Below are 21989 nucleotides of genomic sequence, written 5' to 3' on the forward strand. Positions count from 1 at the left end.
GTTTAACGATTCGTTTACCTTGTGAAATACCCGGCCATGCGCAATGTCCGCCCTGTTCCGGGACGGGACAGGATTGCTCAGCGCGCCCCCGCCATTTCCAGGATCAGATGCCACTCCTCTGGCCGGACCGCGCCGACCGACAGCCGCGAAAGCCGGATAAGGTCCATGTCCTGAAGTTCGGGCGTTGCCTTGATCTGCTTCAGCGTTACCGTCTGCGGCAGCTTTTCGACCGGCTTAACCTTGACGGCAGCCCACTTTCCTTCTGGGTCGGTCGGATCGGTGATGCCGCCCACGCTGATCATCATTACGCCAACGATCTCTATGCCGATGTTGGAGTGGTAGAAAAAGGCAAGATCACCGGGCTGCATGGTGCGCAGATTGCGTGCCGCAAGATGATTGCGCACGCCATCCCACGTGCCCTCGCCTTCGGTCACGAGATCGTCCCAGCTATAGACATCCGGTTCCGACTTCATCAGCCAGAGATTGCGGCCATCGGTATCTGCGATGTTGATTTTGGTCATGAAAGCCTGCGCGATTCCCGTTAGAGGCGGTTTCCATAGCGACAATTTTCCGAACTGGAACACCATGCCTCTCGAAACCCTGCCCGTCATCTCGCTGAACGGCGAGCCTGAAGCCCTGTCTCGCGAACTGGGCGAATCCTTTCAGACCTTCGGCTTTGCGATGGTAAAGGACCACGGCATTGATCCCGCGCTCATCGCCCGCGCATGGGAGCTGACAGCCGCGTTCTTTGCCCTGCCCGAAGCGGAAAAACGGCAATACTTTATCGAAGGCCAAGGCGGCGCACGAGGCTACACCCCCTTCGGCACCGAAATCGCCAAGGGCGCAAAGCAGCATGACCTGAAGGAGTTCTGGCACGTCGGACGCGATCTTCCGGCGGATCATCCTCTGGCCGGGCTGTCGATGTTCCCCAATGTCTGGCCGACACGGCCAGAGGGTTTTCGCGAAACCTTCCAGACGCTTTATGCTGCATTCGACGCTGTCGGCGCGCGCATTCTCTCACACATCGCCACATGGCTCGGTCTGGATGCGCACTGGTTCGATCCCGCGATCGAGGATGGCAACTCGGTCATGCGTCTGCTGCACTATCCGCCCCTTCCCGCCGATGCTCCCGAAGGCGCCATCCGGGCCGGTGCACACGAGGACATCAATCTCATCACTCTGCTGCTTGGCGCGGAAGAAGCAGGACTTGAGCTGCTGACCAAGCAGGGCGAATGGATCGGCGTTTCACCGCCGGATGGCGCACTCGTCATCAATATCGGCGACATGCTGCAACGGCTGACGAATCACGTCCTGCCATCCACCACGCACCGCGTCCGCAACCCGCGGGGCGAACGCGCAAGGCACAGCCGCTATTCGATGCCCTTCTTCCTGCACCTGCGCAGCGACTTCCGCTTCAAGACGCTGCCCCAGTGCATCACCGCCGACAATCCAGACCGTTATCCGGTCTCGATCAGCGCAGACGACTACCTGCAGGAACGCCTGCGTGAGATCGGCCTGAAGAAGTGAAACGTTTGCCGAAGCCTGCGCACTTGCTTCAGCGAGAGCGCGGGCTTCGGCAAAGCCCCGCGCAGCCACAAACGAAAAAGGCCGCCTGCGGGCGGCCTTTTCGATCGTGAATGGTGGAGCCTAGCGGGATCGAACCGCTGACCTCCTGCATGCCATGCAGGCGCTCTCCCAGCTGAGCTAAGGCCCCGTAATTCATCCGGCCTGTAATGGCATTTCAGACCGTTCCGGCGGATGTCTGTCGCCGGGAGCCGCGCCTCTAAGGGAGAGCTTCCCGGCTGACAAGACGCTTTTTTCAGGTCTGGCCATTTTTTTGCTACGGGGAAGACAAGCGCGGCCTTCTCCCGCAGCCGAAGAACTCAGACCTCGTCGTCGTCGCCGTCGTGTCCGGGCACACCCAGATCGTCGTCGCCGCCAAGATCGACATCGTTGTCGGGCGAATCGCCGTCCTCGTCAATGTCGAGATCCTCATCGGCCAGATCGACGTCGGGCACGGCGTCGGCCTTCTCCTTCTGGATCTCCTCATAGGGGATCGGCTGCTTGGACTTGAGCACTGGCTCGGCGGTCCAGGTGTACTTGCACTCGACGCAGGTGATCGGGTCGGTATTGCCCAGATCGTAGAAGCGGGTGCCACACTTCGGACAACCGTGCTTGGCGCCCCATTCCGGCTTGACCATGAAACTTCCTCAAGACTGGCCCGGCGCGGCAAAAGCGCCCGGCGGAGAAACTGCACGCTTGATGGGTCCGCACAACCGCGGAATCAAGAGAGCGCGCGCCTTGCCATAGCGGCGCGCTGCTGTCAAAAGCCGCGCGCTTTATTGGCCCTCCCCGTTTGGAAAGACCCGACGTGTCCTCTCACGATACCAACCAGATGCGTCCGCGCCGCTTCACTGCCAACGGCTCGCTGAAGGGCCGCATCCGCGTGCCCGGCGACAAATCGATCAGCCACCGCTCGATCATGCTCGGTGCGCTGGCTGTGGGCGAAACGCGGGTTACGGGCCTGCTGGAAGGCGAAGACGTGCTTTCCACTGCCGCCGCGATGCGGGCAATGGGTGCCACGATCGAACGCGATGCCAAGGGCATGTGGCACGTTCATGGCGTTGGCGCAGGTGGTCTGCTCCAGCCGCAACAGGCGCTCGACATGGGCAATTCGGGCACGTCCACGCGGCTGCTCATGGGCCTTGTTGCCAGCCATCCGATTACCGCCACGTTCGTCGGCGATGCCTCGCTATCGAAGCGCCCGATGGGCAGGGTGATCGATCCTCTGTCGATGATGGGCGCACAGTTCACCGCCAGCCCCGGCGGGCGGCTTCCCCTTACCCTTCGCGGGATTTCCCCCGCAGTCCCGATCGAATACCGGCTGCCCGTGGCATCGGCGCAGGTGAAGAGCGCGGTGCTGCTGGCGGGGCTGAACACGCCGGGGATCACCACGGTGATCGAACCGATCCCCACGCGCGATCATTCCGAACGGATGCTGCGCGGGTTCGGCGCCGAACTGACCGTCGATCTGGCAGATGACGGCACCCGCATCATCAGGGTGCGCGGGGAAGCCGAACTCACCCCGCAAGACATCGTGGTGCCGGGCGATCCTTCATCTGCTGCGTTCTTCGTCGTTGCCGCACTGCTTGTCGAAGGATCGGACCTCGTCATCGAGAACGTGGGCCTCAACCCCACGCGCGCCGCGCTGTTCGATGTGCTGCGTCTGATGGGCGGGAACATCGAGGAAACGGACCGGCGCGATGTCGGCGGCGAACCGGTGGCCGATCTGCGCGTGCGCCATTCGGTGCTGACAGGAATCGAGGTCGATCCCGCTGTCGTGCCCAGCATGGTCGACGAGTTCCCTATCCTTTTCGTCGCCGCCGCGCTCGCACAGGGCCGCACCGTAACCACCGGCCTTGAAGAGCTGCGTGTGAAGGAAAGTGACCGGATCAGCGCCATGCGCGCCGCCCTGGAACTTGCCGGTGCAACCGTTACTGAAACCGAGGACGGCCTCATCATCGACGGCACCGGCGGCGAGCTTCTGCCCGGCACGGCCGACGGCGCAAGCGTCGTCACGCACCTTGATCACCGGATCGCCATGAGCATGGCGATTGCCGGGCTTGTAAGCCGCAGCGGGGTGAGCGTGGACGATACGCGCCCCATCGCCACCAGCTTCCCGATATTCGAAAGCCTGCTGGAAAGCGCGGCAGCCTGATGGACCCGACAATGGCCAACGTCATCGGCTTTTGCGGCACGGCCTGCATCGTTCTTGCCTATGGCTACGTGACCAAGGTCGCACAGCCCAATCCCTTCGTGCAGCACGGTGTCAACCTGCTGGGCGCGGCGCTGCTCACGATCTCGCTGTTGGTCAACATGAATCCCGCCTCGTTCGTGCTGGAGTTCTTCTGGGCGGCCATTGCCATCTGGGGGCTGGTCAAGGCATTCCGCAGCCGGAGATTGCACAAGTGATCATTGCCGTCGATGGCCCGACCGCATCGGGCAAGGGCACCATTGCCAAGGCGCTTGCCGCACATTTCGGGCTGCCGCACCTCGATACCGGGCTGCTCTACCGCGCAGTCGGGCGGCAAGTTTTCCTGAACGGCGGCAACCCGGATGATCCGGCCGACGCGCTTGCCGCTTGTACCTTTCCTGAAAGCCTGCTTGATGATCCCGAACTGCGGACCGAGGAAACAGGGGGCTACGCCAGCCGCGTTTCGGTGCACCCTGCGGTCCGTGCCGCACTTCTTGCCCGCCAGCAGGCTTTCGCCAACCAGCCAGGCGGCGCTGTCCTCGACGGCCGCGATATCGCCACCGTCATCGCTCCGCACGCCGACGCCAAGCTTTTCGTCACCGCCAGCGTATCGGCACGCGCCCTGCGCCGCTGGATGGAGATGAAAGGGCTGGGCAAGGACGTCGAACGCGCCGAAATCGAAGCAGACCTCGCAGCCCGCGACGAACGCGACCGCAACCGCCCCGAGGCTCCGCTACGTCAGGCCGAAGGCGCCGCGCTGCTGGATACGTCGAACCTGACCAGGGAAATGGCGGTGGCGACAGCAATTGCGCTGGTGGAGAAGCAGGTGGCCGCGCGGGGGTAATCGGGTGCGCGGTTGACTGCGCAGCACGCACGATAACGAACCGACCAGTGCCCTCCGCTAAAGCCAAGCAGCCCGCATTTTCCTTGCTTTTCCGGCCCTGTGCGCCTAAGCGCCGCCCGTCCGTGATGGCTCGTGTCTGAGCGGATGCCCCCGCCAGCATTCGGCTCCGGGGGCGGTTCGGCCCTTTTTGGCCCGCGCACCGCATGGGGCGGAGCGTGGAGGAAAGACCGGCGGAAACAACCGCCTGGCCGGAATACTTGCAAACAGGAAGCTTGAACAATGGCTACCAATCCGACGCGCGACGATTTCGCCGCGCTGCTTGACGAATCGCTTGGCGGCGCCGCCAACGGCGGCTTTGAAGGCCGCGTCGTCAAGGGCACCATCACCGCCATCGAAAACGACAAGGCCGTCATCGACGTAGGCCTGAAGAGCGAGGGCCGCGTTGCCCTGCGCGAATTTGCCGCTCCCGGCCAGCCGCACGGCCTCAAGGTCGGCGATGAAGTCGAAGTCTATGTCGACCGCGTCGAGAACGCCGACGGCGAGGCCATGCTCTCGCGCGACCGCGCCCGCCGCGAAGCCGCATGGGACAAGCTCGAAAACGAATTCGGCGAAGGCAAGCGCGTCGAAGGCGTGATCTTCGGCCGCGTGAAGGGTGGCTTCACCGTTGACCTCGACGGCGCCGTGGCGTTCCTCCCCGGCTCGCAGGTCGACATCCGCCCGGTGCGCGATGTCACCCCGCTGATGGACATGCCCCAGCCCTTCCAGATCCTCAAGATGGACCGCCGCCGCGGCAACATCGTCGTTTCGCGCCGTGCGGTGCTCGAAGAAACCCGCGCAGAACAGCGTTCGGGCCTGATCCAGAACCTCAAGGAAGGCCAGATCATCGACGGTGTGGTCAAGAACATCACCGATTACGGCGCGTTCGTGGACCTGGGCGGCATCGACGGCCTGCTCCACGTGACGGACATGAGCTACAAGCGCGTCAACCACCCGTCGGAAGTCATTGCCATCGGCGATACCGTCAAGGTGCAGATCATCCGCATCAATCAGGACACGCAGCGCATCAGCCTTGGCATGAAGCAGCTTGAAAGCGATCCGTGGGATGGCGTGGCCGCCAAGTATCCGGTGGGTGCAAAGCTTTCGGGCGTTGTCACCAACATCACCGAATATGGCGCGTTCGTGGAACTGGAAGCCGGCATCGAAGGCCTTGTCCACGTTTCGGAAATGTCCTGGACCAAGAAGAACGTCCACCCCGGCAAGATCGTTTCGACGAGCCAGGAAGTCGACGTCATGGTTCTGGAAGTCGACAGCGACAAGCGCCGCATCAGCCTTGGTCTCAAGCAGGCCCAGCAGAACCCGTGGGAAGCCTTCGCCGAGAAGCACCCGGTCGGGTCGGTCGTGGAAGGCGAAGTCAAGAATGCCACCGAGTTCGGCCTATTCATCGGTCTGGACGGCGACGTGGACGGCATGGTCCACATGTCGGATATCGCATGGGGCATTTCGGGCGAGGACGCACTGGCCCTGCACCGCAAGGGCGAGCAGGTTTCGGCCGTGGTTCTTGATGTGGACGTCGAGAAGGAACGCATCAGCCTTGGCATGAAGCAGCTCGAAAAGGGCGCTCCGGCTGCTGGCGGCGCCTCGGCTGCCGGCGCGGGCTCTCTGCGCCGCGGCGAAGTTGTCACCGTCACCGTCCTCGAAGTGCGCGATGGCGGCCTCGAAGTGCAGGCTGGCGAAGACGGCGCGACCGGCTTCATCAAGCGCTCGGATCTCGGCCGTGACCGCGACGAGCAGCGTCCTGACCGTTTCCAGGTCGGCCAGAAGGTTGATGCCATGGTCACCGGGTTCGACCGTTCGAAGAAACCGAACTTCTCGATCAAGGCACGCCAGCTCGCCGAAGAGAAGGAAGCCGTGGAACAGTATGGCTCCTCGGATGCCGGCGCCTCGCTGGGCGACATCCTCGGTGCGGCGCTGAAGGCCCGCAACTGAGCATCGAGCCTCTCCGCAAGGGAGGCTTGAAGCAAGGCCCGTCCGGAGCGATCCGGGCGGGCTTTTGCTTTGTTTGACGCCCGCGCGGCGCTAAGCTGCGCCCATGACGACAGAGATCCACCAGTTCCCCTGCCTCGCCGACAACTACGGTTTCCTGGTGCATGATGCCGCCAGTGGCGAAACTGCCTGCATCGATACGCCCGATGCCGGGGCCTGCCTGCGCGAAGCCGATGCGAAAGGCTGGCGGATCACGCAGATCTGGAACACGCACTGGCACCCGGATCATGCGGGCGGCAACGAAGCCATCAAGGCGGCAACGGGGTGCATGGTGGTCGCGCCAGCAGGAGATGCAGCGCGGATAGCCGGAATTGACCGGCAGGTAGCCCATGGCGATGTGATTGCACTGGGTTCAATCAGCGCCAACGTCATCGATGTGGGCGGGCACACGCTGGGGCACATTGCCTATCATCTGCCTGAGGCGAACGGGGCCTTCGTTGGCGATTCCCTGTTTCCGCTGGGCTGCGGGCGCATGTTCGAGGGCACCGCGCTGCAGTTCTGGGCGAGCCTCCTGCGCCTGAAGGCCCTGCCCCCTGAAACGACGCTTTACAGCGCGCACGAATATACGCTCTCGAACGCGCGCTTCGCCATCTTCGCCGATCCGGACAATGACGCACTTCGTGCCTATGCGCAGAATGTAGCGGCAAGGCGCGAGCGGGGTGAGTGGACAGTGCCCACAACGCTCGCCGCAGAACTGGCCGCGAACCCCTTTCTGCGTGCCGATGCGCCAGACATGGCAGCACGCTGGGGCGGCGAATCTCCTGTCGAGACATTCGCCGCCCTGCGCGCTGCGAAGGACACTTTCCGCTAGCGCCGATCCTGCTAAAGCGGCAGTTGACTGGGGGAAACGCATGGCCGGCGACAGGAAGATCATCCGCGTAACGTCTTTCGACGTGGCCGAGGCCGCGGGCGTAAGCCAATCGACCGTCAGCCGCGCCCTTGCGGGCGATACCTCGATCAGCGAACCGACACGTCTGCGAGTGATCGAGGCAGCGCGGCGGCTGAACTATCAGGTTGACGAGAACGCGGCGCGCCTGCGACGCGGTCGCACGGGCACCTTGGCCGTGGTCATGATCTGCCGTGAGGGGCAGGATCGCAAGGACATCAACCCCTTCTATTTCTCATTGCTCGGCAGTGTCTGCGCGGCGGCCTCCGCGCGCGGATACGAGACTCTGGTTTCCTTTCAGGATGCACCGGAGAACTTCTGGGGGCACTTCCAGGAACGGCGCAAGGCCGACGGAATGATCGTGATCGGCACAACCACGAACACCGCCGCATGGGACTATTTCCGGAACATGCCCGATGGCACAAACTGGACCTGCTGGGGCGCGCCTGACAACGACCTGCCATGGGTCCGCAGCGACAACCTTTCGGGGGCAACACTCGCCACGCGGCATCTGCTTGTGCGCGGCTACCGACAGATCGTTTGCATCGGCTCCGCTACGTCGCCCCAGCGCCAGTTTCAGGAACGCTACGAAGGCTATGCCGAAGCCATGCGCTCTGCCGGTCTGGAGCCGCGCCTGCAACAGGTCGAAAGCGGCCTCGCCCGTGAAGAGCAGGGACGCCGCGCTGCAATCGCTCTGGCCCAAAACGGGGAGCCGTTCGACGCGATCTTTGCAGTATGCGATGAAATGGCGCTCGGTGCGCTGAAGGAGCTTACCGCGCGCGGCTTCGCCATTCCGGATAAAGTGGGAATCATCGGGTTCGACGGCATCCGGGCCGGCGCTTGGTCCACCCCGCCCCTCACCTCAATCGAGCCTGACTTCCAGATGGCAGGAGCACTGTTGGTGGAGCAGCTTCTGGCGAAGATCAACGGCACCGAGGGGTCAGGACGGCGCGTGCCCGTCAGACTGGTTATCCGGGGATCTACCCGTCCCTGAGAAGCTTGACTGCCAATCTCCAGCTGAATCAAGAAGCCCCTCCTGGCCTTGAGCCGGAAGGGGCTTTCATGATTTTGAGCGGTGATCCTGACGCCAGCGGCTCAGTTCACCAGACCAGCGATGGCCGTATCAACCAAGGCCTTGTCCGCTCCGGCAGAATGGTTCCTGGCGATGAGGTCGCGCGCGGCAGAGGCAGCCGCTTCGGCTGCCTTGACGCGCAGATCATCCACGGCAGCGCGTTCGGCAGCAGCGATCTTGTCGGCAGCCATCTTTTCACGGCGCGCAATCACGGCTGCAGTGTCCGCCTCAGCCTTGGCGACAATGGCAGCAGCTTCGCTCTTCGCGTGCTCAACCATGGCAGCCGCATCCTTTTCGGCATTGGCGATCTTGGCGGCGTATTCGGCACGCAGCTTTTCCGCTTCGGCGCGGAGCGCCTTGGCTTCGTCAAGCTGCTTGCGGATTGCGTCGATCTGCTTGTCCAGTCCGCCCACAATCAGGCCCGGCACCTTCTTGTAAACAAGGATGCCAAGGAAAATCAGCATGGCGAGTGCGACCCACGCACCCGGCCCCAGGCCAAGCGCGGAAGGTTCGACGTGATGCTCTGCGGCGGCGCCGTGTTCCACCACCGCGGTTGTTTCGGCGTGGTCAGCCATGCGCAAGAACTCCCTTAACGGCGGCCTGTGCTTCCTCGGCAGGGATCGACAGGCCGGCGAGGCGGCTCGCGATATCCTGCGCGGCTTCGGCGGCAACACCTTCCACTTCGGCCAGCGCGGCAGCGCGAGCAGCGGAGATGCGGGCTTCAGCGGCCGTCACGGTTTCGTCAATCCGAGCCGAAGCGGCGGCAAGCTTGGCGTCCGTGGCCTTGGCCGCGTCAGCCTTGGCGGCAGCGATCAGGCCTTGCGCTTCGGCGCGCTGCCTGTTTGCCTGCGCGCGCCATGCCTCTTCCTCGGCATCGGCGGCGGCCCGTGCGGCTTCGGCAGCGGCAAGGTCGTCGGCGATCTGCTTGTCGCGGCCGTCCATCGTGGCAACGACCTTGGGCAGCATGCCCCGGCCGATCACGAAAAAGACAATGCCGAAGAACACCAGCAACCAGAAGATCTGGCTGGAATAGGTGGTGGCAAGCTGTTCAATCTGAGGCATCGCGGTTGTCCGGGCGTCAGGCGGCCGGGGTAAACCCCGGCCAGCATTTCAACAATCTGTGACGTTCGTTGCCGGATCAGGCAACGAAGATCAGGATCATCGCGACGACGAACGAGAGCAGGCCCAGAAGTTCGGCAGCGGCGAAGCCGATGAAAAGGCGGCCCTGCTGACCGTCGGCAGCGCCGGGGTTGCGCAGCGCGCCTTCAAGGAACTTGGCAAACACGTTGCCCACGCCGAGCGAGGCGAGACCGGCGCCAACAGCGGCGAGACCAGCACCGAGCAGCTTTGCGCTTTCTGCGTCCATGTCAAAAAACTCCTTTGATCAAATCCGAATGGATAAAGTGTTGCGGTTATCAGTGAAGATTCTCGGCGTCGTTCAGATAGACGCAGGTGAGCAGGGCGAAGACATAGGCCTGAATGCCTGCCACCAGAAGTTCCAGCGCGCAGATGCCAATCATCAGCACGAAGCTGGGAAGGGCAGCGAGGAAGAATGTCCCGACCCCGGCATTGGTGCCGGAGATCACGAAGCCTGAGAGCACTTCAAGGAGCACGTGCCCGGCCATCATCGCCACGAACAGACGCAGACCGAGGCTGAACGGACGCACCAGAAACGAGATCAGCTCGATCGGAAAGATGATCGGGATCATCGGCACGGGCGTGCCGTGCGGCACGAACAGAGAAAAGAAGTGCAGGCCATGCTTGGCAAAGCCGACGCCAAGCACGATGGCGAAACTCATGACCGCCAGAACGCCCGTGACGGTGAAATGGCTGGTTGCCGTAAACGGATGAACACCAACAAGTGCCAGCGGCAGAAGGCCGAGCATGTTGGCAAAAAGGATGAAGGCGAAGAGCGAGAAGACATAGGGCAGATACTTGCGGCCCGCCTTGCCAATATTGGCCTGAAGCAGATTATCAACGAAGCCGGTCAGCCCTTCCACCGCCATCTGCCAGCGGCCCGGCACAAGCTGGCGCTTGGCGCCGCCCGCAACGAAAACCACGAGGACGGCAGTGGTGATCGCCATCCACAACGCCGAATTGGTGAACGCGATGTTGTAACCGCCGATAGCCCAGTTCTCGGTCCCAAAAAGGGTCTGGATCGTGAACTGGTGAACCGGATCGACCTTGCCTTCGGCCACGCGCTAAACCCCGTCTCACTCGAATACAACAACAGCGCCCTAATCGGGGCGCCGGCTCGAAATCCGGATGATGTTGCGGAAAGCCACCACGACCCCCATGAACAGCATCACCAGCAACCCCCAGGGGCTTGTTCCGGCAAACTGGTCAATGACCCAGCCGATGAACGCGCCGCCTACAAGACCTCCGATCAACTCCGCCAGCACGCGGTTGCCCATGCGATAATTCGCATCGGTTTCCCCGCCCGCCTTTGGTCGGCCGCGCTCTTCTTCCCGCTCGCGAAGGGCTTTCAGCCGCTTGTCGAGCGCGTCGATACGCGCGTCCTCACCGATAGGCTCGATCCCGTGCGGATCATCATTCATGCCGTTTACCCCCCTGATCGGTTGTCCGACCCAAAAGTTTCAGCACAAACGACGGGTATCCGCCGAGGGCGCGGTCCCCTTAGGCGGGGGGTATCGCCGAGTCAACTGTCACGGACTGTGTCTGAACCAAGGTATCATCGCAAAAGCGAACGCCCTTCCCCGCAAAGGCGGGAAAGGGCGCAAAAGCGAGAGAAACTGGCTGGCGATTCGTATGCGCAATTTCAGTTCAGGGGCAGCGCGAATCACGCAGCGGCGGTCCATCGCCGCGTGTCTGCCACGAGCCGTCCGGCGCCTGATACTTCTCGCCCGGCTTGGTCTGGGCAATGAGCAGACAGCCTGAGGTCAGCGCATACTCCTCAACCGTCGCCTTGTTGGCCTGCGCCTTTTCCGCATAAAGCGCCTTGCGCTTGATGTTGATGTCTTCGACGATCGCTCTCAGGGCCGGACTGGGCGGCACGACATAACCGAGATAGCCGTCCATCTTCTCGCCCACCTGCCCGGCGCTGCGGGCAGCAGCATAGGCCGGATCGCGGGCCTGCGCAGCCGCGGAACCCGCCATCGGGCCAAGAGCCATACCGGCAACCGCCGCGGCCAGAAGTGCCTTGTGCATGGGAACCAAGATCATGGCTTCGATCCTTGCGTTTTCCTTGGACATCAGAAGATGTCCGGATGGGTTTCAATCGTGGCGTTCGCATCCTGTGCGAGCCGGTACACGACCTCCTGCTTGATGTTGATGTTGAGTTCGATGACGATCGGCTTGTCCGGTGCGTTCACCGAAATGCAGCCTGATAACGCCAACCCTCCCAACAGCGGCAGCGCCAGCAGGATGCGCCGCTTTCGCTTCGTTTTCGTTCTTGCGCCAGTGCCATTTGCCATGCCCATGCTGCTCGCAGGATTGGCGGACCGGGTCAATTCCAAGCGTTTCATGGCACGTTTCCGCTTTCTGCCGGCTGAATGCCGTGTTGTGAAACAGGCAGCACCACTCTTGTTGCGCCGCCCGTCTGGCCGATTGCTCCAAGGCGCTGCAGGGGCCTTCCCTGCGCATCGACCAGCCCAAGCAAGCGCGGATCCTTCACAAACGCAGGATCATAGAGCGCCTTGAACGAGGTTATGAGCTGGTAGAATGGTGCGCGAATGTTGACGTTGAACTGGATCGGAAGGTTGGCTACCTGTTTCGTGATGAAGTTCCGCTTCGTCCCGGCCCCTTGCCGGACACCATCGAACTTCACGTTTGTAACGATCTCGCCTTCCAGATCGCCGCGCATGGCGATGGCCATGGTCCGGTAATCGAGAGACTTGAGTGAATCGAAGGCGAAGTTGGCCATCGCGCCCATGTTCTCGTAGGTCAGTGCGCCAATGTAGGAGACATTACCACCGCCGCTGCGCGATACGAGCGTGCCTTCCTCGATACGTCCGCCGTTCGCATCGAATACGAGCGGGAACTGCCCATCGAAGGTGCCGGTCGCGGCAAGGTTGCCGAGTTCCATCTTCTCGATGAACTTGGCCGCATCGATAGCGGTGACAGTCAGGGTATAGCGACGGGCCTCGGCCACGCCGAGCCGCAGATCGGTCGGCTCGAGCACCAATGTGCCGCCCAGGAACGGCCAGCGGGCATCGTGCAGGCGCAAGACCTGCTCCGGCATGAGCGTGAGGTCGATCTGCCCCTCCGTCACTTCGATGCCGGGATTGATGGAAGCAACCGTGATCCTCTGGTGGGGCTTGCTCACCATGCCAAGCAGATCGATAAACTCGATCCGCCCCTTGATGCCCTTGGCCGGACCGAACGCCGCCGCAAGATCGAGATTCTCGGTGCCGAAGCTGCCTGTGCTGGCAACGCCGCGTGCGTTCCAGTCAATGCGCCCCGATCCCGTGATCCGGCCTTCGACATTGGCAACCACCCCCAGGGCAAGCCGGGTCAGTTGGGCAGGCTGAAAGCCCTTGTCGAACTTCAGGTCTGGCACGGTCAGATCGGCATGACCGGCACCTGTCGCAAGATCGTGTCCGATGGAAACCTCGCCCACGCCGCGCAACGTCTTGGCTTCGCGCAGCGCTGCTTTCGCCGAAATGCGGCTGCCTTCCAGCGTCAGCATGGCACCATCGCTGCGCAGAGGCTCGAAGCGCGCCGGATCGAGCCTGTCGGTCAGGTCGAAACCGGCTTGTGAAATGCTGAGCCTGCCATCTGCATAGCGCCACTGGCCGGATGCGCCCGCAAGGTCGAGCGGCACATCGGCCAACCGAGCCTCCAGCCCATCGAATGTTCCGGCAGGATCCTTCTCCGCCCGCAAATCAATCTTCGTCACACGAATACGCGAAGCCGCTGCGTCGGTGCCAAGACGAACGTCAACCGCAGCGGCACGGAGTGTGCCGGGATATCCGAGACTGATCGCGCCGGTTGAAAGCGCAAGCGGGCTTTCTCCGACGCGCCCGGTCAAAGCCAGCCCCTCCGCGCGCGCAGCAATACGCAGACCATCGCGCCCGCTTTTCACGATCGCATAGCCTTCGGAAGGACAAAGGTTGATTGCCGCTCGATCGAAAACCGCTGTGCCCAGCGCAATCCGCTCGAACCGAGGCTGGATGCAGCGCTTCCACAGCGCAAGTTGCCCCTTTGCATCCAGGCTGCCCGCCAAAGGCACTTCAAGATTCTGCACGGTGCCACCGGGAATCGCGCCTGACACCTTTGCCAGACCCGAAAAGCCGATCGAGCCATCAGTCACCTGCGCAACCATAAGTTCCGGAATGGCCAGAGAATTGGCGCCTTCGCGCCACGGCGCCATTGTCAGCCGGAACAGAGCCTGACCGGCGCGCCCTTGCTCAAGGCGCCCGACGATCCGCGGCAGGCCAGCCCCTGCGGTCGCGAAGTTGCCCGCCAGCAGCGGCGGGCCAGCAGGACTGGCCGTGACAAGCTGGAACCGGGAAAGCGAGAACAGATCCTGCCCGCTGCCGCCGGTGAGCCGCGCCTGAGGAACAACGATGGACAAAGCCTCACCGTTTCGGCGCAAGCCGACTTCGCCCACCAGTCGGCTGCCGCGTTCCTGCGCAGCCAGTGCCTTGCGGAACTGGTCGAGGAGCGGACCAAGCATGGTGCCGCGCGATGCGTCCGCGCTACGAGCGAGCGCACCGGCAAAACCGCTACCTACACGCGCGCCCTCACCCTTGATGGCACCGCGAAACTCAGCGCGAGACTCGCCCGGTTCATACCGGAGCGCTCCTTCAAGACCGACCAGCCCGAATTGCGCCGCATCGGTGACAAAGCTTCCTGCATTCGCCTCGACCCGCCCGCTGAGCGCGCCATCGCGCAAGGCCAGCCGCGCATCAAGTGCGAGCGATGCCGCCGAAGCCCCCGGCAAGGCAAGCTCACGCCCGCGCAAGGAAACCGTGCCCGTCAACCCGGCCAGATCCTTGTCGGCCTGCACTTTCAAGTTGGCCGTCATCCCCTTGCCACTGGCGCTGCCCGCCTTGTCATCAGCGCCGTCGCATTGCAGCGATGCCATGCGCAAGGGGCCTTCCAGCCGGGGCCTTGCGTCATCGACCGCAATCCTGCCGAACAGCGTGACGTCCGCCGCACGGCACCGCCCCATTGAAAGCTTGGGCGCACTGGCCGCAATCGTGCCGGCGAAACCGCTTTGCAGGTTGCCCTCGCCATCCACCGCAATCCCCGCCTTGCCGAACCCGGTGAGCATGAGCGCGCGACCATCGATGACCGAGACCGCCAGATCGGGAAGCGTGAAGGGTTCCTGCGAAACCTGCTTGGGAAAGAGCAGCGGATCGAGAGCGCCGAAGCTCGGCTTGCCGTCAAGGAGGGTGCCGTAAAGCCGCGGCCGGACCAGCTTGACCGCACCGATCCTTGGAGTGCCGAACACGTAGTCGATCCGCACTTCGACTCGTTCGACCACGAGGTCCGGCCGTGCGGGATCGCCGACGACTACGTTGCGCAGCACCTGAAAGCGCGGACCGATGTTTTCCACTTCGTAGCGTGCAACAACGCCGTGTCTTTCAAGCTGGTCCAGAATGATCTGATCGGCAATCCGCTCACGCGAAAGCCAGAGGCCAGATGCACCGACAACCGCAATGGCGAGCGCCGTGCCTCCGGCGCGACGCCAGCGCCCGACGCGCGCAGGCGCGTCCGACGGGTCTGCTTCCGCCATTTCGAAACGATCTGCCATTCGCCCCCTTCTTGCGCACTCCCGCCGCTTGGGCAATGCACGGCGTGGAACGCAAAAGCGCCAATTCGGTGCCCGCCGGGAAACCATGGCTGACCAGACCCGACTCTTTCCTGAACAGGAAGCGGCCGCAGGCAGAAGATCGTCCTTCGACGCCAGCGATGCAAGCGGCCACCGGGCGCGGCTGCGCAAGCGCCTGATGACCGGCGGCGAGGACGCGCTGGCAGATCATGAGCTGATCGAATACCTGCTCATTGTTGCGCGGCCGCGTATCGACACCAAGCCCATCGCGCGATCGCTGATCCAGCGCTTTGGCAGTCTGGCAGGCGTGCTGACCGCCGATCCGCAAACGCTGGCGCTGCATCCGGGAATGGGCGAAAGCAGCGCAGCCGCCCTGCGCATCGTGGCGCTTGCCGCGCGGCGGCTTGCCCGCACCAGTGTACGCGAACAGCCGATCCTTTCCAACTGGCAGGCCCTGCTTGATTATCTGCACATCGACATGGCGCACCTTAACGTGGAGCGCGTCCGCGTGCTCTATCTCAACACGCAGAACATGCTGATCCTCGATCATCTGGTCAGCGAGGGCACGCTTGACGAAAGTCCGATCTACACGCGCGAGGTGGTGAAGAAGGGGCTGGACGTTGGCGCGGCGGCCATGATCCTTGTTCACAACCATCCTTCAGGATCTCCCCAGCCAAGCCGGGCAGACATCCAGATTACCCAGAAGATCATGGAAGCGGCGCACCTCCTGGGCATGACCGTTCATGACCACATCGTGATCGGACGGGAAGGCCACACGTCGCTGAAAGCCCAAGGCCTGATCTGAGACGGGTGAAATCAGATGACCGCCAGCGCGGGCACCCCAAATGGTTGCGCGCTTGCTGACCTTGCGCCAAAGGTGCGGCGGAAGCAGCCGGACACAGGAAACCCTTGCAGCACAGAGCGGAAATCGAAGGTCTGCGCGCGGTTGCGGTCGTGCCGGTCGTGCTGTTCCATGCAGGAATTGCCGGTTTTGGCGGCGGTTTCGTCGGCGTCGACGTGTTCTTCGTCATCAGCGGCTATCTGGTCACACGCGCCATCCTTGCCGATGCTCTGGAACACCGCTTCTTGCTCCGCGACTTCTACGAAAGACGCGCGCGGCGCATCCTGCCCGCACTGTTCCCGGTGCTGCTTGCCAGCCTTGCCCTCGCATGGCTTGTTATGACCCCTCCGGATTTTCGCCAGTTCGCCCAGTCACTGGGCGCAAGCGCGCTGTTTGCCGCCAACCTGCTGTTTGCCCGCAAGACCGGCTACTTCGACGACGACGAAGGCTTTGCTCCCCTGCTGCACTTGTGGAGCCTTTCGGTAGAGGAACAGTTCTACATCCTGTTCCCGCTGCTAGTGCTCATGCTCCTCAGGATTGCGCGGCCGGAACGCAGGCAAACGATGGTGACAACGGCCTTTGCCTTGCTGGCGCTCGCCTCGCTGACCACAGCTCTGGCAATGCCATCAGAGCAGTCCTCGGTTGCCTTCTTCCTGCTGCCTGCCCGCGCGTGGGAGTTGCTGGCCGGGGCATTATGCGCCGTGCTTCCCGATAGCAGCGGCGGCCAGCCCGCATCCACCCGCAGCACACTGGCGCTGGGAGGCCTTGTGCTGGTTGTTGCAGGCATGATGATCTCATCCGGAATGCAGGCGCCCGACTGGCGGCTGCTGCTGCCGGTCGGCGGCACCGCCCTTGTGCTTCGCCATGCCAGCGCCAGCAATCTCGCAGGACGCATTCTCGGCCTGCCCGTGCTCACAAGCATCGGGGCGGCCTCTTACGGGATATACCTCTGGCACAACCCCCTGCTGGCCACGCTGGACTATGTCTGGCTCGATGTGCCCCCGCTCTGGCTCTCGGCCAGTGCCATCGGGCTGGCAACAGCCTTGGGCTTTGCCTCGCTGCATCTGCTTGAGCGGCCTGTGCGCCAGCGTGAAATCCTGCGCGCTCCGCGGGCGCTGGCGGTCTTCTGCGGGCTTTCGCTGGCGCTGGCGCTCGCCGCGGGCATTGCCGGGCATCTGCGCTGGCTTCAGCCGCGCAGCATCGTTGCCGCAAAGGCGCTTGGTGCGCACCCCCCGCCGGGCGAGGAGCAGGGCATCATCCTTCCGGAAAATGGCGCGCCGCTGGCCTTCATCGTTTACGGGGACAGCCATGCCCGGCAATACTTCCCTTCCCTTCAGGCGCGCTTTGGCAAGGGGGCACTGCTGACCGTGCCGGGCTGCCTATCACTGCCGCAAATCACCAGCCGCAACGAGGTATCCGAAAGAGCCGAAATCTGCGCAGACTTGCCGCAGGAACTGGCAATGCTGGTGCGAGAGCGGCAAATCCCCGTGGTGATCTGGGCGCAGCGCTGGGACCGGGAACTTTATGACAAGGCATCGCTGCATCTTCTGGGGCAGGCATCCGGCGCAGCCTGGCCCGCAATGCAGCAGGGCATAGAACAATTGCGCGCATCGCTGCCCTCCACCACCCGGCTAATTCTTGTAGGCAATGTTCCAACCGCTGCCACGGGCGGCCCGGCACTGTCTGACGGATACGCAAGGTGCCTTGCTTATCTCGATATCCGCTGCCCCGTGTCCTATCCGGCTGAAAGGGCAGAAGGCCGCCACATCAATCCCCTGCTGGCCTCATTGGCGATGCGGCTGCCGCAGACGTTCTACTTTGATCCGACACTGGACCTTTGCGATGCCGCCGGGTGTGCGGTGATGCGGGATGGCAAGGTCATCTATCACGACTGGACACATCTTTCGGAATATGGAGCTGGTCTAGTCGCCAGACGTCTGGGCGATGAGTTCCTCGCCCGCTGAACATCCTGCACGCCGCCGCGAAGGCCCCTGTCGGCCGTTGTTGCCCCTTGCCATCGCGCGCCCCCTTGCCTAGCGGCGCGCAGACACAGCGCAAGCGCCAAACCTTCCACGGAGTCGAACATGGTCCCCCGCTACGCCCGCCCCGCGATGACCGCCATCTGGGACCCCGAAGCCCGCTATCGCATCTGGTTCGAGATCGAAGCCCACGCCACCGAGAAGCTGGGGCAGCTTGGCGTTGTGCCGCCATCGGGCGCGAAGGCCCTGTGGGACTGGTGGGCGACGAACCCCAGGATCGACGTTGCCGCGATCGATGCCATCGAGGCCGTGACCAAGCACGATGTCATCGCCTTCCTCGATTGGGTCGCACAGCAGGTTGGGCCGGAAGCGCGCTTCATGCATCAGGGGATGACCAGTTCGGACGTGCTCGACACGACGCTGAGCGTTCAACTTGCGCGCGCATCCGATATCCTGCTCGCTGATCTTGACGCCCTGCTTGAGGCCATCAAGCGCCGCGCCTACGAACACAAATACACGCCCACCATTGGCCGCAGCCACGGCATTCATGCCGAACCCACCACCTTCGGCAAGAAGCTGGCCGAAGCCTATGCCGAGTTCAGCCGCTGCAAGGCGCGCCTCGTGGCTGCCCGTGCCGAAATCGCCACTTGCGCCATTTCTGGCGCGGTGGGCACCTTTGCCAACATCGACCCGTCGGTCGAGGAATACGTGGCGGAAAAGCTGGGCCTTGCGGTGGAGCCAGTGTCCACCCAGGTGATCCCGCGCGATCGCCATGCCATGTTCTTCGCAACGCTGGGTGTCATCGCCAGCAGCATCGAGAGGCTCGCCGTGGAAATCCGCCATCTCCAGCGCACCGAAGTGCTGGAGGCGGAAGAATACTTCTCGCCCGGCCAGAAGGGTTCGTCGGCCATGCCGCACAAGCGCAACCCCGTGCTGACCGAGAACCTCACCGGGCTGGCCCGCATGGTGCGTTCGGCCGTGACCCCAGCGCTGGAAAACGTGGCGCTCTGGCACGAGCGCGACATCTCGCATTCCTCGGTCGAGCGGTTCATCGGCCCCGATGCAACGATTACCCTCGACTTTGCGCTCGCCCGCCTGACCTCGGTGGTCGACAAGCTGGTGATCTATCCTGAGCGGATGCAGAAGAACCTCGACCGGATGGGCGGCCTCGTCCACTCACAGCGGGTTCTGCTTGCCCTCACGCAGGCTGGGCTGGAACGCGACGCTGCCTACCGTCTGGTTCAGCGCAACGCGATGAAGGTGTGGGAATCGGACGGACAGCTCAACCTCATGGAACTGCTGAAGGCTGATCCAGAAGTGGCTGCAACGCTGTCTGCCGAACAGATCGAGGACAAGTTCAACCTCGACTATCACTTCAAGGCAATCGACACGATCTTCGCGCGGGTCTTCGGCGAGGATTGAGGCAGGCCGGCGCGCGGTTGCCGATCGAGGAGGACTCGCAAAGCACGCGCGGCTGTCCTAAGCCTGTTGTTCCTGAAACAGCGGCAAGGCACGAGCATGAGCGTTCTGCGCACGATTTTCTGGGTGGTGGTGCTGGCAGCGCTTGCTGCATTCAGTGTTGCCAACTGGCAGCCCGTTGAAGTGCGCATATGGGAAGGTCTGCTCCTCGAAACCAAACTTCCGGCGCTGGTCATGCTGGCCTTCCTGATCGGGCTGCTGCCAACCTGGCTACTTTATCGTGCCACGCGCTGGCGGCTTCAGCGGCGCATTGCCAACCTTGAAACCCAGTTGACCGCGAGGGCTGCGCCGTCGCTGACCTCGACCAACCTCGAAGCTGCCCGGTCTCCGACCCTGGCAGATGACCAACCGACGAGCGAAAATCCGTGAGCAACCCTGTCTATCTCGCCCTTGACCTGCCACGCCTTGATGCCGCCATTGCGCTTGCCAACAAGGTCAAGGGCCATATCGGCGGGCTGAAGCTGGGGCTGGAGTTCTTTTGTGCCCATGGCCATCACGGAGTGCATGAAATTGCCAAGGTGGGTCTGCCGATCTTCCTTGATCTCAAGCTGCACGACATTCCCAATACGGTGGCCGGAGCGATGCAGGCCATACACGTGCTCGAACCGGCCATCGTCACCATCCATGCTCAGGGCGGACGGGCCATGATGGAAGACGCCAAGGCCGCTGCGGGCGAGCATTGCAAGGTCGTTGCCGTCACCGTGCTGACCAGTCTTGACGATGCCGACATGGGCGATCTGGGCATTGACGGCTCGGCCCACGATCAGGCGCTGCGACTTGCCGATCTGGCACAGGAGGCGGGCCTTGATGGCATTGTCTGCTCCGGTCACGAGGTCGGCGCGGTCCACAAACGTTGGAAGAACGGGTTTTTCGTTGTCCCCGGTCTGCGCCCGGCCGAAGGCAAGCTGGGCGATCAGAAGCGCGCCGTGACCCCGCGCGCCGCGCGCGATGCCGGCGCCAGCGTCCTCGTCATCGGCCGCCCCATCAGCCGTGCCGAAGACCCGGTTGCCGCCGCCCGCGCGATTGAAGCCACACTGTAAACGGATGATCCGCTTCCGTCTGGCCCGACCTGCCGATGTTCCCGCGCTGCGCGCGCTGGTTGAACGCGCCTATCGCGGTGAAACTGCAAAACAGGGCTGGACGCATGAAGCCGACCTGCTTGACGACGAGCGGACCAGCGATGCCGAACTGGCCGATGCGATTGCCAGCGACGATGCGCGCGTATTGCTCGCACTGAACGAAGCCGGACTTGCGGGCACGGTCACGGTCCGCAACCTCGGCGCAGGCCGCGCTTATCTGGGAATGCTGTGCGTCGATCCATCCCTTCAGGCGGCAGGTCTTGGCCGCGCACTGGTTGCAGATGCAGAGGACATGGCCGCCGAGGAGTTTGGCGCGGGCGTCATGGAAATGACCGTGATCGCCATCCGCGAAGAACTGATCGCATGGTATGAACGACTGGGCTATGTCCGCACGGGCGAAACGCGCCCCTTTCCGAACGGGGAAGATCGGCCATTCCGGATGGCGGTGCTGGAGCGCAAGATCGGCTGATTGCCGCAGTCCCTTGGGGGTCAGCTTCTGGCATTGCTGATGCCCGATTTGACAGGAAGCGCGCATCGGCCCTAGTCCGCGCAGCATGTCAGCCCGTGCGCCTTCGATAAAGATCTGCGGTATCACCACCCGTGAAGCGCTTGACGCCGCTATCCGCGCGCGTGCAAGCCACGTCGGCTTCAATTTCTTCCCGCCCTCGCCGCGGTTCTTGCCCCTTGCGGATGCTCCGGCACTTGCTGCACAGGCGCAGGACCAGATCACGCGGGTCGGTGTCTTCGTCGATGCCGCCGACGATTTCATCGCCGAAGCCATTGCAGCTGCAAGGCTTGATGCCATCCAGTTGCACGGCGCGGAAGACCCGTCTCGCGTTGCATCGTTGCGCCAGCGCTTCGGAATCCCAGTGTGGAAGGTCGTTTCCGTTGCCGGACCCGGCGATGTGGCAAAGGCAGATCGCCATGCCGGTGCAGCGGACTTCATCCTGTTCGATGCCAAGACGCCCAAGGGCGCCGCGCTGCCGGGCGGACTGGGGCTGGCTTTCGACTGGACACTGCTCCAGGCATGGAAAGGCGCATGTCCCTGGGGGCTGGCAGGCGGGCTGAACCCGGCCAATGTGGCCGAAGCCCTGCGCCAGACTGGGGCCGGTCTGGTAGACGTCTCGTCTGGGGTGGAGCGCGCGCCCGGCGTCAAGGACGCGGATCTCATCCGCACGTTCTGTTTCAACGCGCGCGCCGCCTGAATGACACAAGAAGGGCGGCTCTCCATCGGGAGAGCCGCCCTTCCTCAGATCACATCCGACGAATCGAT

General features: G+C 63.2%; 24 protein-coding genes and 1 tRNA gene. 14 read left to right on the forward strand and 11 right to left on the reverse strand.

All coding sequences use genetic code 11. The features are described 5' to 3' along the window. Window positions 1-77 precede the first annotated feature (77 nt). A complete protein-coding gene (locus DKM43_RS15580; protein WP_109799414.1) occupies window positions 78-521 on the reverse strand; it encodes an EVE domain-containing protein in 444 nt (147 codons plus the stop codon). Window positions 522-585: 64 nt separating this feature from the next. Between DKM43_RS15580 and DKM43_RS15585 the strand changes: the two genes are divergently transcribed. Next, complete coding sequence (locus tag DKM43_RS15585; RefSeq protein ID WP_109799415.1) at window positions 586-1527, forward strand: isopenicillin N synthase family dioxygenase; 942 nt, start codon at window positions 586-588, stop codon at window positions 1525-1527. 111 nt (window positions 1528-1638) lie between these two features. Here the strand turns inward: DKM43_RS15585 and DKM43_RS15590 are convergent. Together DKM43_RS15590 and DKM43_RS15595 are read right to left on the reverse strand one after the other, a co-directional pair. Next, window positions 1639-1714: transfer RNA gene (locus DKM43_RS15590), tRNA-Ala, on the reverse strand. A gap of 169 nt (window positions 1715-1883) precedes the next feature. Continuing rightward, window positions 1884-2201 carry an FYDLN acid domain-containing protein gene (locus DKM43_RS15595; protein WP_109799416.1) on the reverse strand — a complete coding sequence of 106 codons (318 nt, stop codon included), beginning with the start codon at window positions 2199-2201 and terminating at the stop codon, window positions 1884-1886. A gap of 194 nt (window positions 2202-2395) precedes the next feature. On the opposite strand from DKM43_RS15595, the gene aroA reads away from it, so the two are divergent. From aroA to DKM43_RS15625, 6 genes are all read left to right on the forward strand, one after another. Next, a complete protein-coding gene (gene aroA, locus DKM43_RS15600) occupies window positions 2396-3718 on the forward strand; it encodes a 3-phosphoshikimate 1-carboxyvinyltransferase (protein ID WP_109799417.1) in 1323 nt (440 codons plus the stop codon). Window positions 3719-3729: 11 nt separating this feature from the next. Then, window positions 3730-3972: a CBU_0592 family membrane protein gene (locus DKM43_RS15605; protein WP_236632626.1), complete on the forward strand. Its 243-nt coding sequence runs from the start codon at window positions 3730-3732 to the stop codon at window positions 3970-3972. Next, on the forward strand, window positions 3969-4598 hold the full coding sequence (locus tag DKM43_RS15610) for a (d)CMP kinase (protein ID WP_109799419.1): 630 nt from the start codon (window positions 3969-3971) through the stop codon (window positions 4596-4598). Before DKM43_RS15605 ends, DKM43_RS15610 begins: the two co-directional genes overlap by 4 nt. Window positions 4599-4877: 279 nt before the next feature. After that, entirely contained in the window at window positions 4878-6584 is a 1707-nt protein-coding gene (rpsA, locus tag DKM43_RS15615) for a 30S ribosomal protein S1 (RefSeq protein ID WP_109799420.1), read from the forward strand. Between the two features lie 103 nt (window positions 6585-6687). After that, on the forward strand, window positions 6688-7452 hold the full coding sequence (gene gloB / locus DKM43_RS15620) for a hydroxyacylglutathione hydrolase (protein ID WP_109799421.1): 765 nt from the start codon (window positions 6688-6690) through the stop codon (window positions 7450-7452). 40 nt (window positions 7453-7492) lie between these two features. Beyond that, window positions 7493-8521, forward strand: a complete 1029-nt coding sequence (locus DKM43_RS15625) for a LacI family DNA-binding transcriptional regulator (protein WP_201739892.1) — start codon at window positions 7493-7495, stop codon at window positions 8519-8521. A 101-nt stretch (window positions 8522-8622) separates the two neighbouring features. Here the strand turns inward: DKM43_RS15625 and DKM43_RS15630 are convergent, their stop codons facing one another. The 8 genes from DKM43_RS15630 to DKM43_RS15665 all read right to left on the reverse strand — a co-directional run bounded on the left by DKM43_RS15630 (window position 8623) and on the right by DKM43_RS15665 (window position 15320). Beyond that, window positions 8623-9174, reverse strand: a complete 552-nt coding sequence (locus DKM43_RS15630) for a F0F1 ATP synthase subunit B family protein (protein ID WP_109799422.1) — start codon at window positions 9172-9174, stop codon at window positions 8623-8625. Next, entirely contained in the window at window positions 9167-9661 is a 495-nt protein-coding gene (locus DKM43_RS15635; protein ID WP_109799423.1) for a F0F1 ATP synthase subunit B family protein, read from the reverse strand. Before DKM43_RS15635 ends, DKM43_RS15630 begins: the two co-directional genes overlap by 8 nt. Before the next feature lie 76 nt (window positions 9662-9737). Continuing rightward, a complete protein-coding gene (locus DKM43_RS15640) occupies window positions 9738-9965 on the reverse strand; it encodes a F0F1 ATP synthase subunit C (protein WP_011444975.1) in 228 nt (75 codons plus the stop codon). 49 nt (window positions 9966-10014) lie between these two features. Then, the gene (locus DKM43_RS15645) at window positions 10015-10797 is read right to left on the reverse strand and encodes a F0F1 ATP synthase subunit A (protein ID WP_109799424.1); all 783 of its coding nucleotides are present in this window, start codon (window positions 10795-10797) and stop codon (window positions 10015-10017) included. A 39-nt stretch (window positions 10798-10836) separates the two neighbouring features. Further along, a complete protein-coding gene (locus tag DKM43_RS15650) occupies window positions 10837-11157 on the reverse strand; it encodes an AtpZ/AtpI family protein (RefSeq protein ID WP_109799425.1) in 321 nt (106 codons plus the stop codon). A 226-nt stretch (window positions 11158-11383) separates the two neighbouring features. Continuing rightward, window positions 11384-11782 (reverse strand): YdbL family protein, encoded by a 399-nt coding sequence (locus DKM43_RS15655; protein WP_109799557.1) that lies wholly within the window; start codon window positions 11780-11782, stop codon window positions 11384-11386. Between the two features lie 29 nt (window positions 11783-11811). After that, the gene (locus tag DKM43_RS15660; protein ID WP_236632627.1) at window positions 11812-12084 is read right to left on the reverse strand and encodes a YnbE family lipoprotein; all 273 of its coding nucleotides are present in this window, start codon (window positions 12082-12084) and stop codon (window positions 11812-11814) included. After that, window positions 12081-15320, reverse strand: coding sequence for a YdbH domain-containing protein (locus tag DKM43_RS15665; RefSeq protein ID WP_161554107.1), 3240 nt, complete (start codon window positions 15318-15320; stop codon window positions 12081-12083). The genes DKM43_RS15660 and DKM43_RS15665 overlap by 4 nt, the downstream gene beginning before the upstream one ends. An 85-nt stretch (window positions 15321-15405) precedes the next feature. On the opposite strand from DKM43_RS15665, the gene radC reads away from it, so the two are divergent. The 7 genes from radC to DKM43_RS15700 all read left to right on the forward strand — a co-directional run bounded on the left by radC (window position 15406) and on the right by DKM43_RS15700 (window position 21921). Then, the gene (gene radC / locus DKM43_RS15670) at window positions 15406-16143 is read left to right on the forward strand and encodes a RadC family protein (RefSeq protein WP_109799427.1); all 738 of its coding nucleotides are present in this window, start codon (window positions 15406-15408) and stop codon (window positions 16141-16143) included. A gap of 104 nt (window positions 16144-16247) precedes the next feature. Further along, window positions 16248-18143: an acyltransferase family protein gene (locus DKM43_RS15675; RefSeq protein ID WP_109799428.1), complete on the forward strand. Its 1896-nt coding sequence runs from the start codon at window positions 16248-16250 to the stop codon at window positions 18141-18143. A gap of 120 nt (window positions 18144-18263) precedes the next feature. Further along, a complete protein-coding gene (gene purB, locus DKM43_RS15680; RefSeq protein WP_109799429.1) occupies window positions 18264-19580 on the forward strand; it encodes an adenylosuccinate lyase in 1317 nt (438 codons plus the stop codon). 96 nt (window positions 19581-19676) lie between these two features. Continuing rightward, window positions 19677-20006: a lipopolysaccharide assembly protein LapA domain-containing protein gene (locus tag DKM43_RS15685; RefSeq protein ID WP_109799430.1), complete on the forward strand. Its 330-nt coding sequence runs from the start codon at window positions 19677-19679 to the stop codon at window positions 20004-20006. Further along, window positions 20003-20677, forward strand: a complete 675-nt coding sequence (pyrF, locus tag DKM43_RS15690) for an orotidine-5'-phosphate decarboxylase (RefSeq protein WP_109799431.1) — start codon at window positions 20003-20005, stop codon at window positions 20675-20677. Before DKM43_RS15685 ends, pyrF begins: the two co-directional genes overlap by 4 nt. Window positions 20678-20681: 4 nt before the next feature. After that, a complete protein-coding gene (locus DKM43_RS15695; RefSeq protein WP_109799432.1) occupies window positions 20682-21185 on the forward strand; it encodes a GNAT family N-acetyltransferase in 504 nt (167 codons plus the stop codon). A gap of 85 nt (window positions 21186-21270) precedes the next feature. Continuing rightward, window positions 21271-21921, forward strand: coding sequence for a phosphoribosylanthranilate isomerase (locus DKM43_RS15700; RefSeq protein WP_109799433.1), 651 nt, complete (start codon window positions 21271-21273; stop codon window positions 21919-21921). Window positions 21922-21989: the final 68 nt, after the last annotated feature.

Origin of the sequence: Novosphingobium meiothermophilum (assembly GCF_003171715.1) — a bacterium.
GTDB lineage: Bacteria > Pseudomonadota > Alphaproteobacteria > Sphingomonadales > Sphingomonadaceae > Novosphingobium > Novosphingobium meiothermophilum.